The following is a 14,001-nucleotide window of genomic DNA, read 5'->3' as shown; positions in this document are numbered from 1 at the left end:
CGCCGGTGAGAGAGGAGAGCCCCCGACAAGATATGAGGAGGCCCGACTCGGACCGTGCTTCCTCGCAGCGCAGTACGCCGCGTTCCGGTCGCGGCGGGCAGACGCTCAGCGAACGCTATATTGCCGGCGTCCCCGCCCGCATCATGCGCCCTCGTTTGATATTCATGGCGTGCCTGTTTACTTTAGTGTGCTTTGGGCTGCTGATGGTGTACTCGGCGTCATCGGTCGAGGCATTGCACGAGAACGGCTCGGCGACGTTTTTCCTGGTTCGACAGGCTACCTTTGCCGGAGTTGGCGTGCTTGCCATGGTTGCGATCGTTCGCGTCTTGCCGGACAGCTGGTTTGGGGAAAATGTACTTAGGATCTTCCTTATCGGCATGATTCTCTTGTTGTTTGCGGTATTTCTTGTCGGCAGTGGCAGCCGTGGCGCCACGCGCTGGCTCAACATCGCCGGTATTCAGTTCCAGCCGTCTGAGTTTTTAAAGCCGTTTGCCATCGCGTATTCTGCCATCATACTCGACCGTTTCTTTTCGCCCGGTGGCAACATCAACGAGTTCCTTCGTAAGATGGTCGTCTACTTGGGCATTTCGCTCTTTTTGATCTTTATCCAGCCCGATTATGGCACCGTCTTGATCATCTCGCTGACCCTCATGTGTATGGCGTTATTTGCGGGCCTAGACCCCAAGTTTATCATCGGCGTGATCATTCTCGTCATTGTCATGAGTGTGTTTGCGCTTGTTGCAGAGCCGTACCGCATGGTGCGTGTTCAGGTTGCCCTGAACCCTTGGGCCGACGAGTATGGCGATGGCTATCAGGCAACGCTTGCCATCATGGCGTTTGCTTCGGGCGGCTTGTTCGGCCGCGGCATCGGTAACTCCACCATGAAGTATTCGTATCTGCCCGAGGCACACAACGACTATATTCTGGCCATTATCGGCGAGGAGGTCGGTTTTGTCGGGACCGCGCTGCTCTTCCTGGTCTTTGCGATGCTGATTTACTCAGCGTTTCGCATTGCCGAACAGGCTGCGGACCGTCGCGGAGCGCTCATGGCATCGGGTTCCGCAGTCATTCTCGCGGTACAGTTTTTGATCAATGCGCTGGGCATCCTCAACGTGTTTCCCATGACGGGTAAGCCGCTGCCGTTTATCAGCTACGGCGGTTCGTCGATTATCGTATCGCTTATGCTTGCGGGGCTGATCTTGCGCGTCTCGCACGAGAGCGCCCGTCGTGATGAGTACGACCGTCGCCGCGAGAGCTTTGCCGTTATGGACGAGAGCACCGCCGGCGTGCCCCATGTGCGCGGCGATCGCCCTTCGCGCAACGGTTTTACCGTCTTGGATGGCTCTGCGTCCGAGCCGGCGGCTCGTCCGCGCCCGCGAACGGCTCCGCAGGGGCGTCCCCAACGCCCGAACCCCCGAAGCTCGGGCGGCGGATATAATCGAATCAATTTGAATTCGGACCCGTCGGCGCGTCTGCGCACCGACGATCAGGGACCGCGCGTACGAAGGGATTTTCATGACCGATAAGATGACCGTTGCTATCGCAGCCGGCGGCACGGCGGGACATATCAACCCTGCGCTTGCCTTGGCTGAGGAGTTGCGCGACCGCGGACATCATGTTGTGTTCGTGGGCCAGTCGCACAAGCTCGAGGGTCGTTTGGTTCCCGAGGCCGGGTTCGATTTTGTACCTATCACGGTCACGGGCTTCGACCGCTCCCGTCCTTGGACCGCGCTGAGCTCGCTGTGGCGCGTCAATAAGGCCAAGCGCTCGCTCGCCAGCCATTTCTCAAAGGTTGGCAAGCCCGATGCGGCTATCGGTTTTGGTGCCTACGTCGAGGTCCCGCTGCTGGGCTGGTGCAAGGATGCGGGCGTTCCGTATCTGCTGCACGAGCAGAACTCTGTTCCGGGCCTGGCCAATAAGATGATGAGTTCCCATGCCGCCCGCGTGTGTATCTCGGTGCCGGCTGCGCGCTCTGTCTTTGAGCGCGAGGGCGACCCCGAGCATGTGCTCATGACCGGTAATCCGGTGCGCCGCTCGGTCATTGAGGGCGATCGCGCCCGCGGCCGCGAGGCACTTGGCGTGCCCGAGGATGCGACGCTTCTGCTCGTCTTTGGTGGTTCGCTCGGTGCCCAGCATCTCAACGAGCGCGTAGCCTCGCTCAAGAGCGAGCTGCTGACCCGCGAGAATCTCTACATTTTGCATTCGACGGGAGCCGACGGCTTTGAGGACACCGAGCGTGCTTTGGCGCTGACGTCCGATGAGACGAAGCGCTATCGCGTCCAGCCCTACATTGACAACATGGGCGACATGCTAGCTGCAGCTGACCTGGTGCTCTCGCGCTCCGGCGCCTCGAGCGTGGCCGAGATTGCCGCCCTCGCCGTGCCTTCGGTGCTCGTGCCGTATCCGCATGCCACGGCCGACCACCAGACGACCAATGCGCGTTATCTGGTCGATGCCGGTGCCGGCGTGCTTTGTGCCGATGCCGATATCGATGCTCCGGCGTTTGCCGAGGAGCTGCTGCATCTGGTCGATGACGCCGCAGCGCGCGATGCCATGCGTCAGGCGGCGCGCGGGTTGGCTCAGGACCGCGCCGCCGCACTTTTGGCCGATGCGGTAGAGGGTTTGCGTTAGTTAGACGGGATATCGAGCTTGCGCTCGCGCGGATGCGGTAGGTGCGGTACAGTTAACGGGTTACAGGCAGTGTTTACGCAAGGAGTACACGAGCACATGGCTGATTCCCAGACTGCAACCTCCGCGCCCGAGTTCAAGAGCGCCCACTTTATCGGTATCGGTGGCGCCGGCATGAGCGGTATCGCTCTCGTTTTGCACGAGCGTGGCTATGCCGTTACCGGTTCCGACCTTAAGACCTCGCGCTACATTCGTCAGCTTACCCGTGCTGGCGTGAAGGTTCATGTGGGCCACGAGGCCGCCACGATCGATGAGGTCAAGCCCGACGTGGTCGTGGTCTCTACCGCTATTCCCGAGTCCAACCCCGAGCTTGTGCGTGCTCGCGAGCTCGGTATTCCTGTGTGGCCCCGCGCCAAGATGCTCTCGGCTCTGGGCCACGGCTACACCACCATCGCTGTTGCCGGCACGCACGGCAAGACCACGACGTCCTCGATGTGTGCCACCATGCTCGACCGCATGGGTCTGGATCCCAGCTTTTTGATCGGCGGTATCGTCGAGGGTTACGATACCAACGGAAAGAACGGCTCGGGTGACTACTTTGTCGCCGAGGCCGATGAGTCCGACAGCTCGTTCCTGTTCCTGAACCCCAACGTGGTCATCGTGACCAACGTCGAGGCCGACCATCTCGACCACTACTCGGGCATCGAGGAGATCGAGGCCACCTTTGCCAAGTTTATGGGCCTGGTTGGAGAGAGCGGTACCGTCATCGTTTGCGGTGAGGACCCGCATCTGGTCGAACTCGCCAAGTCGACGGGTCGCCACGTGCTTTCCTATGGCTTTGCCGAAACCAACGACGTCGTCTGCGTGCATCCGGATGTCAAGGGCATTCAGAGCGACTTTACCGTTCGCTTTGAGGATGGGACCGAGCATGCTGTCGAGATCAAGAGCAACCCCGGTCGCCACAACATGCTCAACGCCACGGCAGTGCTAACCGTTGCCCATGTCCTGGGTCTCGACGTCGATGCCGCAGCTGAGGCGCTTTCGAGCTTTGAGGGCGTCCGCCGCCGCTTTACCCATGTGGGCGATATTGATGGCATCAGCGTGGTCGATGACTACGGCCATCACCCCACCGAGATCAAGGCGACGCTCGCCGCCGCCTCGTCGCTAGGCTACAAGCATGTTGACGTCGTGTTCCAGCCGCACCGCTATTCGCGTTTGCAGGCGCTGTGCGATGACTTTGCCGATGCCTTCGCCAATGCCGATAAGCTGCTGCTCATCGATGTGTTCTCTGCCGGCGAGATGCCGATTCCGGGCGTAACCTCCAAGATGCTCGCTGATACTGTGCGCGCCAAGCACCCTGGCAAGGAGGTCGTGTACTGCTCCAGCCGTCTCGAGCTCAATCGTGAGCTCGAGAAGATGGTAGGTGAGGGCGATCTGCTGCTTACTATGGGCGCCGGCGACGTTACGACCGTTGGCCCTGAGTTCATCGAGTATCTGACTGCCAAGAAAGACGCTTAGCCCCTATGGGTCTGTTTAACGCCGTCATGGCGCTTTCGGGCATGATCGACACGGATGTAGTCGAGGATGAACGCCTTGCGCGTCATACGAGTTATCGTATCGGCGGCAAGGCCGACCTCTTCGTGACGTGCCATAGCTATCATGCCCTTCGTCGTGCCGTGGCGGTGCTCGACCGTGAGCAGGTGCCGTGGGTCATTATCGGCAAGGGATCTAATCTGCTCGTTGCCGATGCGGGCTATCGCGGCGCCGTCATTTCGCTGGGGCGTGAGTTTCAGCGCACCGTTGTTGCCGAGGACGGTTGCACGCTGACCGTTGGCGCGGGCGTTATGTTCGCACGTTTGGTCAACGATGCCCTGTCGCGCGGGCTTTCGGGCCTTGAGTTTGCGGTTGGCATCCCCGGCTCGGTCGGCGGCGCCGTATCTATGAACGCCGGTACGCGTACCGAGTGGATAGGTTCGCTTGTCGAGGATGTGGTCACGTTTGACCCGGCATCCGGCATTAAGCATTATGCGGGGTCCGAGATTGCCTGGGGCTACCGTGAGTGCAGCCTGCCGCGTAACGAGATTATTCTCGAGTGTGTGCTTAAGCTCAAGCCTGCGCCTAAGGCCGACATTCGCGAGCGTATGGAGCGGTACCTGACGAGGCGCAAACGCACGCAGCCCATGGGTCGCGCTTCTTGCGGGTCGGTCTTTCGCAATCCACCCGACGCGAGCGTTGGCAAGCTGATTGAGGATTGTGGATTAAAGGGTTTTTCGGTTGGCGGTGCGGAAGTTTCGCCCGTACACGCTAATTTTATCGTTAATAACGGTACCGCCTCGGCCGATGACGTGGCCGCGGTTATCAGGCATGTGCACGGAAAGGTGAGGGAGGCGTATGGCATCGAGCTCAGACCGGAAGTCAAATTCCTCGGCTTCTAGAGCATCGAAACCTACCTTCCGCCGCGCCGGAGGGCGTTCCGGCGCACCCGTCCAGCCTCAACGCAAGCCCCCTGTGTCCTCCAAGCCCGCTGGATCCGTACGGTCCGCCAAACGTCCGGTCGTCGGCTCGCAACTTGGTGGACGCACTGCCGCAAAAAAGACGGTTCACCCGGCTCCGCGCCCCTCGGTGACGTCTAAGTCGGCGATGGGTGCCAAGCCCTCTCGCCCCATAGTGACGCCCAAGCCCTCGCTGGGGGCTAAAGCGACGCATCCCGGCCGTACGTTGGGCGCTGCCAAGCCGCGCTCGTTGACGTCGGTGCCCGCCACTAAGGCACCTGCGACCAATAAGGGTATCAATCCGCTGTCGTCGCTTGGCGCCATGGCGAGTAAGACGTCCGAGGCCGCCTCTGCCGTTAAGGGCAAGGGCAAAATCGTGGGCGGTATCTTGGCGGCTGTGGCCGTGCTTGCCGTCGTTGCCATCGTCGTTATCAATTCCGGCCTGTTTGCCGCTACCGATATTCAGATCGAGGGCAGCGAGCATGTGACCAAGCACGATGCCATGCAGCTGATCAGTCTGCCCGAGAACACATCGCTCTTCAACGTAAATCCCGACCAGATTACCGAAGATCTCAAGCAGAACCCGTGGGTCTCGGGCGTGGACGTTCAACGGCAGTTTCCCCACACGCTCGTCATTACGCCGACGGAGCGCAAGGTCACCGCGATCGCTTATATAAGTTCCGACGATCTTGCCTGGGCCATCGGCGACGATGACACCTGGATCGCACCGCTTTCGACCTCTGTGGAGGTGGACGACCAGGGAAATGTCGTCACTTCGGGTGAGGGCGCCAACACGTTGAGCGGCATCGATGCTGCGTTGGCGCTGGCCAAGCACTACGGGGCCGTGCTGCTTACCGATGTCTCGGCTGATGTCGAGCCGGTCTCGGGGCGGGCTGTTTCTTCCAAGGCCGTTAAAGCGGGCCTGGATTACGTGCGTGGTTTTTCCGGCGAATTCTTGGCGCAGATCAAGGATATTTCTATACCTTCGGTCGAGGCCATCTCGGCGAATCTTGATAATGGCGTTGAGGTCTCGCTGGGCGATTCTGATGATATCGCCAAGAAGGAACGCGTCGTGACCAAGCTTCTGTCGCAGGTAGAGGGCGTAACCTACATTAACGTTCGGTCTCCCGGCAACTATACGTTTAGAAACGCACCGACCGCTTAGCGTCGGTGCGTGGCTTTGTTGAGGGGCCATACCACGCCGTTTATCTGGTTTGTTTGGTTTTCACGGTCAATTATTTGACTGATACGTTCATAATGTGCAAACATAATACGGTTTACCTTTGCATTTACTTTCAACCTGAAGGTTAATGTGCGCAGGGGTCAACCCATGCTATGGCTATAACCTTTGTTCGGAGGACCGACATGCACGAGACAGAGATCAACAACTACCTTGCCGTCATTAAGGTGGTCGGCGTCGGCGGCGGCGGTACCAACGCGGTCAATCGAATGATCGAAGAGGGCATTCGTGGCGTCGAGTTTGTTGCCATCAACACCGATGCTCAGGCGCTCGCGATCTCTGATGCCGATATCAAGGTCCACATCGGCACCGACCTTACCCGCGGCCTGGGCGCTGGCGCCAACCCCGAGGTTGGTCGCAAGGCTGCCGATGAGTCCCGCGATGACATCGCCGAGGCGCTCGCTGGCGCCGACATGGTGTTCATCACCTGCGGTGAGGGCGGTGGCACCGGCACCGGCGCCGCTCCCATCGTTGCCGATATCGCGATGAACGAGGTCGGTGCGCTGACCGTCGCCGTCGTGACCAAGCCCTTCACCTTCGAGGGCCGCAAGCGTAAGAAGAGCGCCGAAGAGGGCATTAAGACCCTTTCCGATTGCGTCGACACCATGATCGTTATCCCTAACGACAAGCTGCTCGACATCGCCGAGAAGAAGACCACCATGCTCGAGGCCTTCGCGATTGCCGATGGCGTCCTTTCCCAGGGTACCCAGGGCATCACCGACCTCATCACCGTCCCGGGCATCATCAACCTGGACTTCGCTGATGTTAAGACCATCATGAAGCAGGCCGGCACCGCCATGATGGGTATCGGTACTTCTTCTGGGGACACCCGTGCCGTCGACGCCGCCCAGCAGGCTATTTCCAGCCCGCTGCTCGAGAGCTCTATCGATGGTGCTACGCGCGTCCTGCTCTCCATCGCCGGCTCCAAGGATCTGGGCATCCAAGAGATCAGCGACGCTGCCGACGTTGTCGCCAACGCCGTCGATCCCGAGGCCAACATCATCTTTGGTACCGTTGTCGACGAGTCCCTGGGCGATCAGGTGCGCATCACCGTTATCGCTACGGGCTTCTCCGACTCTAATGTCAACCGTCAGGACGAGCTCTTCGCTGCCCAGCAGTCCCAGAGCAAGGCTTCCGTTGTCGAGCCTCAGCGTACCGCTCCCGCTGCAAGCTCGGCTCAGTCTGCCCCGACCCGCAATGTCGGCGGTACGGAGCTTCCCAATTTTGGTAACGACCAGTTTGAGCTTCCCGACTTCCTTAAGCGTGGTAGCTTCTAGTTCGTTTTTCTCAACGACCTGCACGGGGTGTGTCCATTTGGATGCACCCCGTTTTGTTTCTCGTTTGTAAACGAAAGTCTCCAATCTCTTTACGTTCCCCTTACGTTTGGTTCCTACCGCTGCGGGTATCCTTTTGTAGAAGTATGGCAGCCGTATGGCACGGACTGCTGCGGCTTGGCCGCGATACTCGTGTTATTAGGAGGCTTTAGTATGGCAGCACGTGCGGACAACGTTTCGCGTGTCGACCATGATGGAGTTACGTTGGTAGAGGGCGCGACGCACGATGTCCGCTTTGCCTTCACCGAACGCACTGGCGGTGTTTCCGAAGATGCGTACTCCTCACTCAATCTGGGCTCGCATGTTGGCGATGACCCCTTTGCCGTTCAAGAAAATCGTCGCCGCGTACTCGAGGCCATGGGTATTGTCGAGTGCGAGCACAACCTGCTTGTCCCCAATCAGGTACACGGTGACAATGTCGTGACGGTGACCTCGAACGGCGCCGATGATCTCGAGAACATTCGCGAGCAGATTGCCGAGGGCTGCGATGCCCTCGTCTGCACGGCGCATGAGGTGCCCGTGATGCTTTGCTTTGCCGATTGTGTTCCCGTTGTGCTGGTGGCTCCCGGCGGCTTTGCCGTGGTGCATTCTGGCTGGAAGGGCACGATTGCGCGCATTTCCGCCAAGGCGTGCCAAGCGCTCTGCGAGGCGGCTGGCTGCAAGCCAGACGACATCTCTGCCTATATTGGGCCCCATATCCTGGGTGACGAGTACGAGGTGTCCCAAGAACTTATGGTCCGCTTTGCCTCCGAGTTCGCGTGCATCGATGCTGCCGCTTCTCGTATGCTCGATCTTTCCGCCGCCATTCGCGAGGCGCTGATGGACGCCGGCGTCGAAGCGAACGGCATTGTGGACACCAAGCTCTCCACCGTTCGTCAGAACGACCGCTTTTATTCCTACCGCAACGAGGGCGGCACCTGTGGGCGCCATGCTGCGATCGGCGTGATGCTATGAGAAAGATCGCATCGGTCCTAAGCGCGGCAGTGCTCACGCTTACGCTGTGTGCCTGCTCCTCGGGATCTTCCACGTCTTCTATCACCGTGGCCGGCTCGACCACCTGCCTTCCCATTGCCGAGATTGCGGCCGAGGGCTTTAAGGAGGAGACCGGCACCGACGTGCTCGTCTCTGGCCTTGGCTCTTCTGCCGGTATCGAGGCCGTCAGCAACGGCACGGCTGACATCGCCAGCTCGTCTCGTGGCCTCAATGCCGACGAGCAGGATCTGGGCCTGACCCCGATTGTAATCGCGCACGACGGCATCGCAGTCATCGTGAACGACGGTAATCCGGTCGACAACCTCTCGACCGAGCAGCTTCGCGACATATACGCCGGTAAGATTACCAACTGGAAGGAAGTCGGCGGAGAGGACCTGAAGATTCAGGTTATTAACCGCGATGAGGCGTCCGGTACGCGCGAGGCCTTCCGTACCATCGTGATGGACGGCACGCCGTTCGATCGTCGCTCTGCCGTTCTTTCGGGCACGGGCCAGGTACGCGATGTCGTATCCCGTTCGCGTGGTGCCATTGGCTACATCTCGCTGGGTTTTGTCGAGAGCCTCAACGCTAAGACTTCGGTTAAGGCTGTTTCGGTCAACCATGTCGAGGCATCCGAGAAGACGGTCGCAAGTGGCGGCTATCCCATCTCGCGCGACCTTTACTTCTTTGTGAAGGGTACGCCTTCGCAGCGTGCACAGGACTACATTGACTATGTGACGTCGGAGAAGATGGACAAGCAGATTCGCGAGGCGGGCTTTATTCCCGTCACCAACGACGGAAAGGGGAGTGAGTAGCATGGAAGCACAGGAAACCCCCCAGATTGAGCGAGAGGCTCAGGCGCCCAAAAAGCGTGAGTTGGCGTTGGTGTCGCGCAGCACCTATCTCAAAGAGAAGGCGCTGCAGTGGATCTTCTTTGCTTGCGCGTTCTTGGCGGTCGTTACCGTCATCCTGATTTTTGTCTTTACCACGTACTCGGCGTTGCCCGTCTTTACCGACATCGGTCTGGCGGACTTCTTTAGCTTTACGTGGGCGCCCTCCGAGGGCCACTACGGCATCATGTCGCTGCTGGCGGGCTCTGGTCTGGTGACGGTCGGTGCGCTCGCCATGGGTGTGCCCCTGGGTGTGGGCACGGCCGTGTATCTGGTCGAGATCGCCGGCAAGCGCGTGCGCAGTCTCATCAGCCCCGCCGTCGACCTGCTGGCGGGTATCCCCTCCATCATCTACGGTTTCTTTGGCATGGTTATCATCCGTCCGTTTATCGCGCAGCTGACCGGCGGTCTTGGCTTTGGTGCGCTGACAGCGTGGCTCGTGCTCGCCATCATGATCGTTCCCACCATCACCACGCTCACCATCGATGCCCTCAATTCCATTCCCATGGGCATTCGCGAGGCATCCTATGCCATGGGTGCCACCAAGTGGCAGACCATCTACAAGGTCGTGCTGCCTGCAGCCAAGTTGGGCATCGTCGATGCGATTGTCTTGGGCATGGGTCGTGCCATCGGTGAGACCATGGCCGTGCTCATGGTCGTTGGCAACGCTCCGGTCATCCCGGACAGCATCTCGAGCCCCATCTCGACGCTCACGAGCCAGATCGCGCTCGACATGAGCTATTCCTCGGGCCTGCACCGCTCGGCTCTGTTTGGCATGGGCGTGGTCCTGTTTATCATTTCCGCCGCATTGGTGGGCATCGTCCGTCTGATTTCCAAGAAGAAGAGGGGGTAGGCTATGTCCGATTCCGTTGACACGACGGTCGATACGACCTCGTCGCGCGAACGCATCAAGCGTGCCCTTTCCCATGGTAAGAAGGGCCGCATCAACAAGGATCTGTCCAACAAGATTATGCTCGGCGTGTTTCGCGCCGCGGCCTATATCACCACGCTGGTGCTGGTCGCCATCATCGCCTACGTAGTTATCAACGGTCTGCCGCACATCTCGCTCGACTTTATCTTTGGCTGGCCGCAGGGAGTAAACGCCGAGGGCGGCATTTGGCCCACTATCGTCTCGACCGTCTACGTGACGGCGCTCGCCATGCTCATCTGCACGCCGGTTGCCGTCTTGGCTGCGGTCTATCTGGCTGAATATGCCAAGCAGGGCAAGGTTGTCGACATCATTCGCTATGCTGCCGATGCCCTGGCCTCGGTGCCCTCCATTGTTATGGGCCTTTTTGGCTACGCCTTGTTTGTCGAGGCCATGGGCCTGGGTCTTTCGATGGTTTCGGCCGCCCTGGCGCTCGCACTTCTGATGCTGCCCATTGTCATGCGTACCACCGAGGAGGCAATCCGCGCCGTTCCGCGCTATATCCGTTGGGGCGCATATGGCCTGGGTGCCACCAAGTGGCAGGTCGTCTCCAAGATCGTGCTTCCTTCGGCTTTTGGCCGCATCGCCACCGGCATCGTACTTGCCATCGGCCGCGCCATCGGCGAGACCGCCGTGGTGCTCTACACCATGGGCCAGGCCATCAACCTGCCTATTTCGCCGCTCGATTCCGGTCGCCCCATGACCGTTCACCTTTATCTGCTTGCCAATGACGGCATCAACATGAACGCAGCCTACGGCACCGCGCTTTTGCTGATGGCGATTATTCTGGCCTTCAACCTGTTTGCGCGTTATCTGTCGCGCAAGCGCCGCTAGTTAAGGAGTCCCATGTCCGTCTATCAGTCCGCTCCCACGCTGGAGCAAGCGGCCATCACGGCCAAGGATTTCAACTTTTGGTACGGTGACTTTCATGCGCTGACGGGGCTCGACCTCAACATCGCCAAAAACGCCATTACCTCGTTTATCGGCCCTTCGGGCTGCGGCAAATCGACGTTTTTGCGCTGTATCAACCGTATGAACGACCTTATCGAGGGCACGCGCGTCGAGGGCACCATGACGCTCGACGGCAACGATATCTATGCCGAGGGCGTCGACCCGGTCGACCTTCGCCGCCGCGTGGGCATGATTTTTCAGCAGCCCAACCCGTTCCCTAAATCCATCTACGAGAATGTTGCTTTTGGCCCTCGTCTGCAGGGCGTGACTAGCAAAAGCGACCTCGATGACATCGTGGAAGAATCGCTCAAGCGCGCCAACCTCTGGAAAGAGGTATCCAATCAGCTCAACAAGGATGGTTTGGCGCTCTCGGGTGGTCAGCAGCAGCGTCTGTGCATCGCGCGTGTGCTCGCGGTGCAGCCCGATGTCCTTCTGATGGACGAGCCCTGCTCCGCCATCGACCCCACGTCCGTCTCCAAGGTCGAGGATCTGATGGCCGAGCTGGCGCCCGAGATGACGATCATCATCGTCACACATTCAATGCAGCAGGCAGCCCGCATTAGCGACTACACCGCCTTCTTCTTGCAGGAGGTTGCCGGCGAGCCCGCCACGCTCATCGAGTATGGTCAAACCGACGCGATCTTCACCAGCCCGGTGGATTCGCGGACGGAAGACTATATCACCGGCCGCTTTGGCTGATCGGTGCGACTAGTCCCGAGCCGATCGGACCTGGTCCGGTGCGTATTCACTGTGCGGGCGGCATGACCGCACCCAACTGATTGGAGTGAACCATGCGCAAACTGTTTTCCCGTCAGCTCGTCGAGGCTCGTCACGAGATGTTGAGCATCTACGAGGCTGTAGACCTGGCTCTTCACGACGCCGTGAAGGCCTATGTGACCGACGACCGCAAGCTCGCCACCAAGACCAAGAAGCGCACGCTTTCGATTGACGCGCGCTGCGCCAACCTGGAGGCCGTGTGCTACAACCTGATCGCTACGCAGTCGCCGGTCGCCTCCGACTTCCGCTTGCTGCAGACAATCATCTACGTCGACTTTAACCTGCAGCGCATGACCGATAAGGTTCGCCAGATCTGCCGCGCCACGCGTCATATGGTCAAGGCCGATATCTCGCTGCCCCAGGAGCTCGTCGGTACGGTTGAGGCCGAGGCCGAAGCCGTATACCAGGTGCTGGGCTCGTCGCTTTCCGCGCTCGTCACCAACGACATGTCCATCATCTGCAACTTGGCCGTCGAGGACGAGCCGGTGCATGCGGCCTATGAGAAGTTCTTCCGTACCTTCAACCGCATGGACGCGGGCGAGTTTATGGACGACGACAGCAATTATGACGATCTGCGCCGCGCTATCATGGTTTCGCGCTACCTCGATCGCATCGCCTCGATTTCCATCGATGCCGCCTGCCGTCTGACCTTCCTTTTGACCGGCCAGCGCATGAACGCCGGCGATATCGCCCGTACGGACGAGGATGAGCTCGAGAGCATGCGCGTACCTTCGGGCGAGGGCGTCATCATGAGGCCCGCTGTCGATGCGCGCTTTGTTGCCAAGGTGCCCGCTAACGAGGTGAGCGAGGGTCTTCGCTACCTGCTCGAGCACCTCGAGGACGAGGACGATACCGAGGATGACGAGGAGTAGGGTAGCTCCGTTCGTCGAAAGATTGTAAATACCTAAGTGAGCGCGGCCTTGCACATGCAGGGCCGCGCTCTTGCGTTAGCATGGGACTACTTGTACGTCTGTCTGCGGAGGCGATTGGCAATGGATAATTATTTGAACGTGATGCGCGCTCGCCGCGAGCAGATTCTCGAACGCTTTTATGCCGCACTCGATCACGCGGGCCGTTCTCACGATGCCGCACGTCTGATTGCCGTCTCCAAGACCGTTGGCGTCGATGAGACCGTTGCCGCCATCCAGGCAGGGTATCGTCATTTTGCCGAGAACCGTCCGCAGGAGCTTGTTCGCAAGCTTGCGGGGTTGGCGGAGCATCCGGAGCTGCCCGAGGTGCGCTTCGATATGATCGGTAATCTTCAGACCAACAAGATCAATGCGGTGCTGGGTGCGGCCGAGCTGATTCATTCGGTGGGGTCGCTTCATTTGGCGCAGGCTATCTCGAGCCGTGCCGTCCGCAAGATTGAGGCGGGCGAGCTTTCTGCTCCCCAGCGGGTGCTGATAGAGGTCAATGTAAGCGGGGAGGAGTCCAAGGGCGGCTTTTCGCCCGATGAGGTTCGTGCCGCGGCTGGCGAGCTTGCGGAACTTGAGGGAATTTGTGTGCAGGGGCTTATGACCATGGCACCCCGGGGGAATAAGGATGTGGCGCGCCGCACCTTTGCCGGGCTGCGTGAGTTGAGGGATGAGCTGGAGACGGCACACCCCGATCTGTGTCTGCCTGAGCTATCTTGTGGCATGAGCGAGGACTTTGAGCCTGCCCTTGAGGAAGGCTCGACGCTTGTTCGCCTGGGCAGGGTAGTATTCAGCCCGGAGTTTGAAGTAAAATAAGAGCCTGAAGTGCGCGCTGATTATCAGAGCGCCTGCATTAGACCGTGAGAGGACACAAC

13 protein-coding genes are annotated in these 14,001 nt (G+C 59.7%); all 13 read left to right on the top strand.

What is annotated here, in order from left to right; all coding sequences use genetic code 11:
• Positions 1-5: 5 nt before the first annotated feature.
• The 13 genes from ftsW to ACTNBY_RS02120 all read left to right on the top strand — a co-directional run bounded on the left by ftsW (position 6) and on the right by ACTNBY_RS02120 (position 13,942).
• Positions 6-1,526, top strand: a complete 1,521-nt coding sequence (gene ftsW / locus ACTNBY_RS02180; protein ID WP_441063194.1) for a putative lipid II flippase FtsW — start codon at positions 6-8, stop codon at positions 1,524-1,526.
• Complete coding sequence (gene murG, locus ACTNBY_RS02175) at positions 1,516-2,631, top strand: undecaprenyldiphospho-muramoylpentapeptide beta-N-acetylglucosaminyltransferase (protein WP_427719191.1); 1,116 nt, start codon at positions 1,516-1,518, stop codon at positions 2,629-2,631. Before ftsW ends, murG begins: the two co-directional genes overlap by 11 nt.
• Positions 2,632-2,727: 96 nt before the next feature.
• A complete protein-coding gene (gene murC / locus ACTNBY_RS02170; protein ID WP_441063192.1) occupies positions 2,728-4,146 on the top strand; it encodes a UDP-N-acetylmuramate--L-alanine ligase in 1,419 nt (472 codons plus the stop codon).
• 5 nt (positions 4,147-4,151) lie between these two features.
• Entirely contained in the window at positions 4,152-5,063 is a 912-nt protein-coding gene (murB, locus tag ACTNBY_RS02165; RefSeq protein ID WP_154515248.1) for a UDP-N-acetylmuramate dehydrogenase, read from the top strand.
• A 205-nt stretch (positions 5,064-5,268) separates the two neighbouring features.
• Positions 5,269-6,285 carry a cell division protein FtsQ/DivIB gene (locus ACTNBY_RS02160; RefSeq protein ID WP_427719196.1) on the top strand — a complete coding sequence of 339 codons (1,017 nt, stop codon included), beginning with the start codon at positions 5,269-5,271 and terminating at the stop codon, positions 6,283-6,285.
• Positions 6,286-6,485: 200 nt separating this feature from the next.
• On the top strand, positions 6,486-7,637 hold the full coding sequence (ftsZ, locus tag ACTNBY_RS02155) for a cell division protein FtsZ (protein WP_427719199.1): 1,152 nt from the start codon (positions 6,486-6,488) through the stop codon (positions 7,635-7,637).
• 210 nt (positions 7,638-7,847) lie between these two features.
• Positions 7,848-8,648 (top strand): polyphenol oxidase family protein, encoded by an 801-nt coding sequence (locus ACTNBY_RS02150; protein ID WP_441063191.1) that lies wholly within the window; start codon positions 7,848-7,850, stop codon positions 8,646-8,648.
• Positions 8,645-9,481, top strand: a complete 837-nt coding sequence (locus tag ACTNBY_RS02145; RefSeq protein WP_427795805.1) for a phosphate ABC transporter substrate-binding protein — start codon at positions 8,645-8,647, stop codon at positions 9,479-9,481. The genes ACTNBY_RS02150 and ACTNBY_RS02145 overlap by 4 nt, the downstream gene beginning before the upstream one ends.
• Before the next feature lies 1 nt (position 9,482).
• Entirely contained in the window at positions 9,483-10,409 is a 927-nt protein-coding gene (pstC, locus tag ACTNBY_RS02140; protein WP_441033191.1) for a phosphate ABC transporter permease subunit PstC, read from the top strand.
• 3 nt (positions 10,410-10,412) lie between these two features.
• Positions 10,413-11,318 (top strand): phosphate ABC transporter permease PstA, encoded by a 906-nt coding sequence (pstA, locus tag ACTNBY_RS02135; protein ID WP_427727613.1) that lies wholly within the window; start codon positions 10,413-10,415, stop codon positions 11,316-11,318.
• A 12-nt stretch (positions 11,319-11,330) separates the two neighbouring features.
• Entirely contained in the window at positions 11,331-12,134 is an 804-nt protein-coding gene (gene pstB, locus ACTNBY_RS02130; RefSeq protein ID WP_089571588.1) for a phosphate ABC transporter ATP-binding protein PstB, read from the top strand.
• A 92-nt stretch (positions 12,135-12,226) separates the two neighbouring features.
• Complete coding sequence (locus ACTNBY_RS02125; RefSeq protein ID WP_427719211.1) at positions 12,227-13,084, top strand: phosphate signaling complex PhoU family protein; 858 nt, start codon at positions 12,227-12,229, stop codon at positions 13,082-13,084.
• 120 nt (positions 13,085-13,204) lie between these two features.
• Positions 13,205-13,942 carry a YggS family pyridoxal phosphate-dependent enzyme gene (locus ACTNBY_RS02120; RefSeq protein ID WP_441063190.1) on the top strand — a complete coding sequence of 246 codons (738 nt, stop codon included), beginning with the start codon at positions 13,205-13,207 and terminating at the stop codon, positions 13,940-13,942.
• Positions 13,943-14,001 lie beyond the last annotated feature (59 nt).

This window comes from Collinsella sp. HCP28S3_E12, assembly GCF_052065595.1.
Taxonomy (GTDB): Bacteria; Actinomycetota; Coriobacteriia; order Coriobacteriales; family Coriobacteriaceae; genus Collinsella.
This window is presented reverse-complemented; position numbering and strand designations above follow the sequence as displayed.

Excerpts from the sequence above, each read along its gene's own strand:
- murG (WP_427719191.1), top strand. The coding sequence starts at position 1,516 with ATGACCGATAAGATGACCGTTGCTATCGCAGCCGGCGGCACGGCGGGA.
- ACTNBY_RS02120 (WP_441063190.1), top strand. The coding sequence starts at position 13,205 with ATGGATAATTATTTGAACGTGATGCGCGCTCGCCGCGAGCAGATTCTC.
- pstC (WP_441033191.1), top strand. The coding sequence starts at position 9,483 with ATGGAAGCACAGGAAACCCCCCAGATTGAGCGAGAGGCTCAGGCGCCC.
- ACTNBY_RS02160 (WP_427719196.1), top strand. The coding sequence starts at position 5,269 with ATGGGTGCCAAGCCCTCTCGCCCCATAGTGACGCCCAAGCCCTCGCTG.
- murC (WP_441063192.1), top strand. The coding sequence starts at position 2,728 with ATGGCTGATTCCCAGACTGCAACCTCCGCGCCCGAGTTCAAGAGCGCC.
- pstB (WP_089571588.1), top strand. The coding sequence starts at position 11,331 with ATGTCCGTCTATCAGTCCGCTCCCACGCTGGAGCAAGCGGCCATCACG.
- murB (WP_154515248.1), top strand. The coding sequence starts at position 4,152 with ATGGGTCTGTTTAACGCCGTCATGGCGCTTTCGGGCATGATCGACACG.
- ftsZ (WP_427719199.1), top strand. The coding sequence starts at position 6,486 with ATGCACGAGACAGAGATCAACAACTACCTTGCCGTCATTAAGGTGGTC.
- ACTNBY_RS02145 (WP_427795805.1), top strand. The coding sequence starts at position 8,645 with ATGAGAAAGATCGCATCGGTCCTAAGCGCGGCAGTGCTCACGCTTACG.
- ACTNBY_RS02150 (WP_441063191.1), top strand. The coding sequence starts at position 7,848 with ATGGCAGCACGTGCGGACAACGTTTCGCGTGTCGACCATGATGGAGTT.
- ACTNBY_RS02125 (WP_427719211.1), top strand. The coding sequence starts at position 12,227 with ATGCGCAAACTGTTTTCCCGTCAGCTCGTCGAGGCTCGTCACGAGATG.
- pstA (WP_427727613.1), top strand. The coding sequence starts at position 10,413 with ATGTCCGATTCCGTTGACACGACGGTCGATACGACCTCGTCGCGCGAA.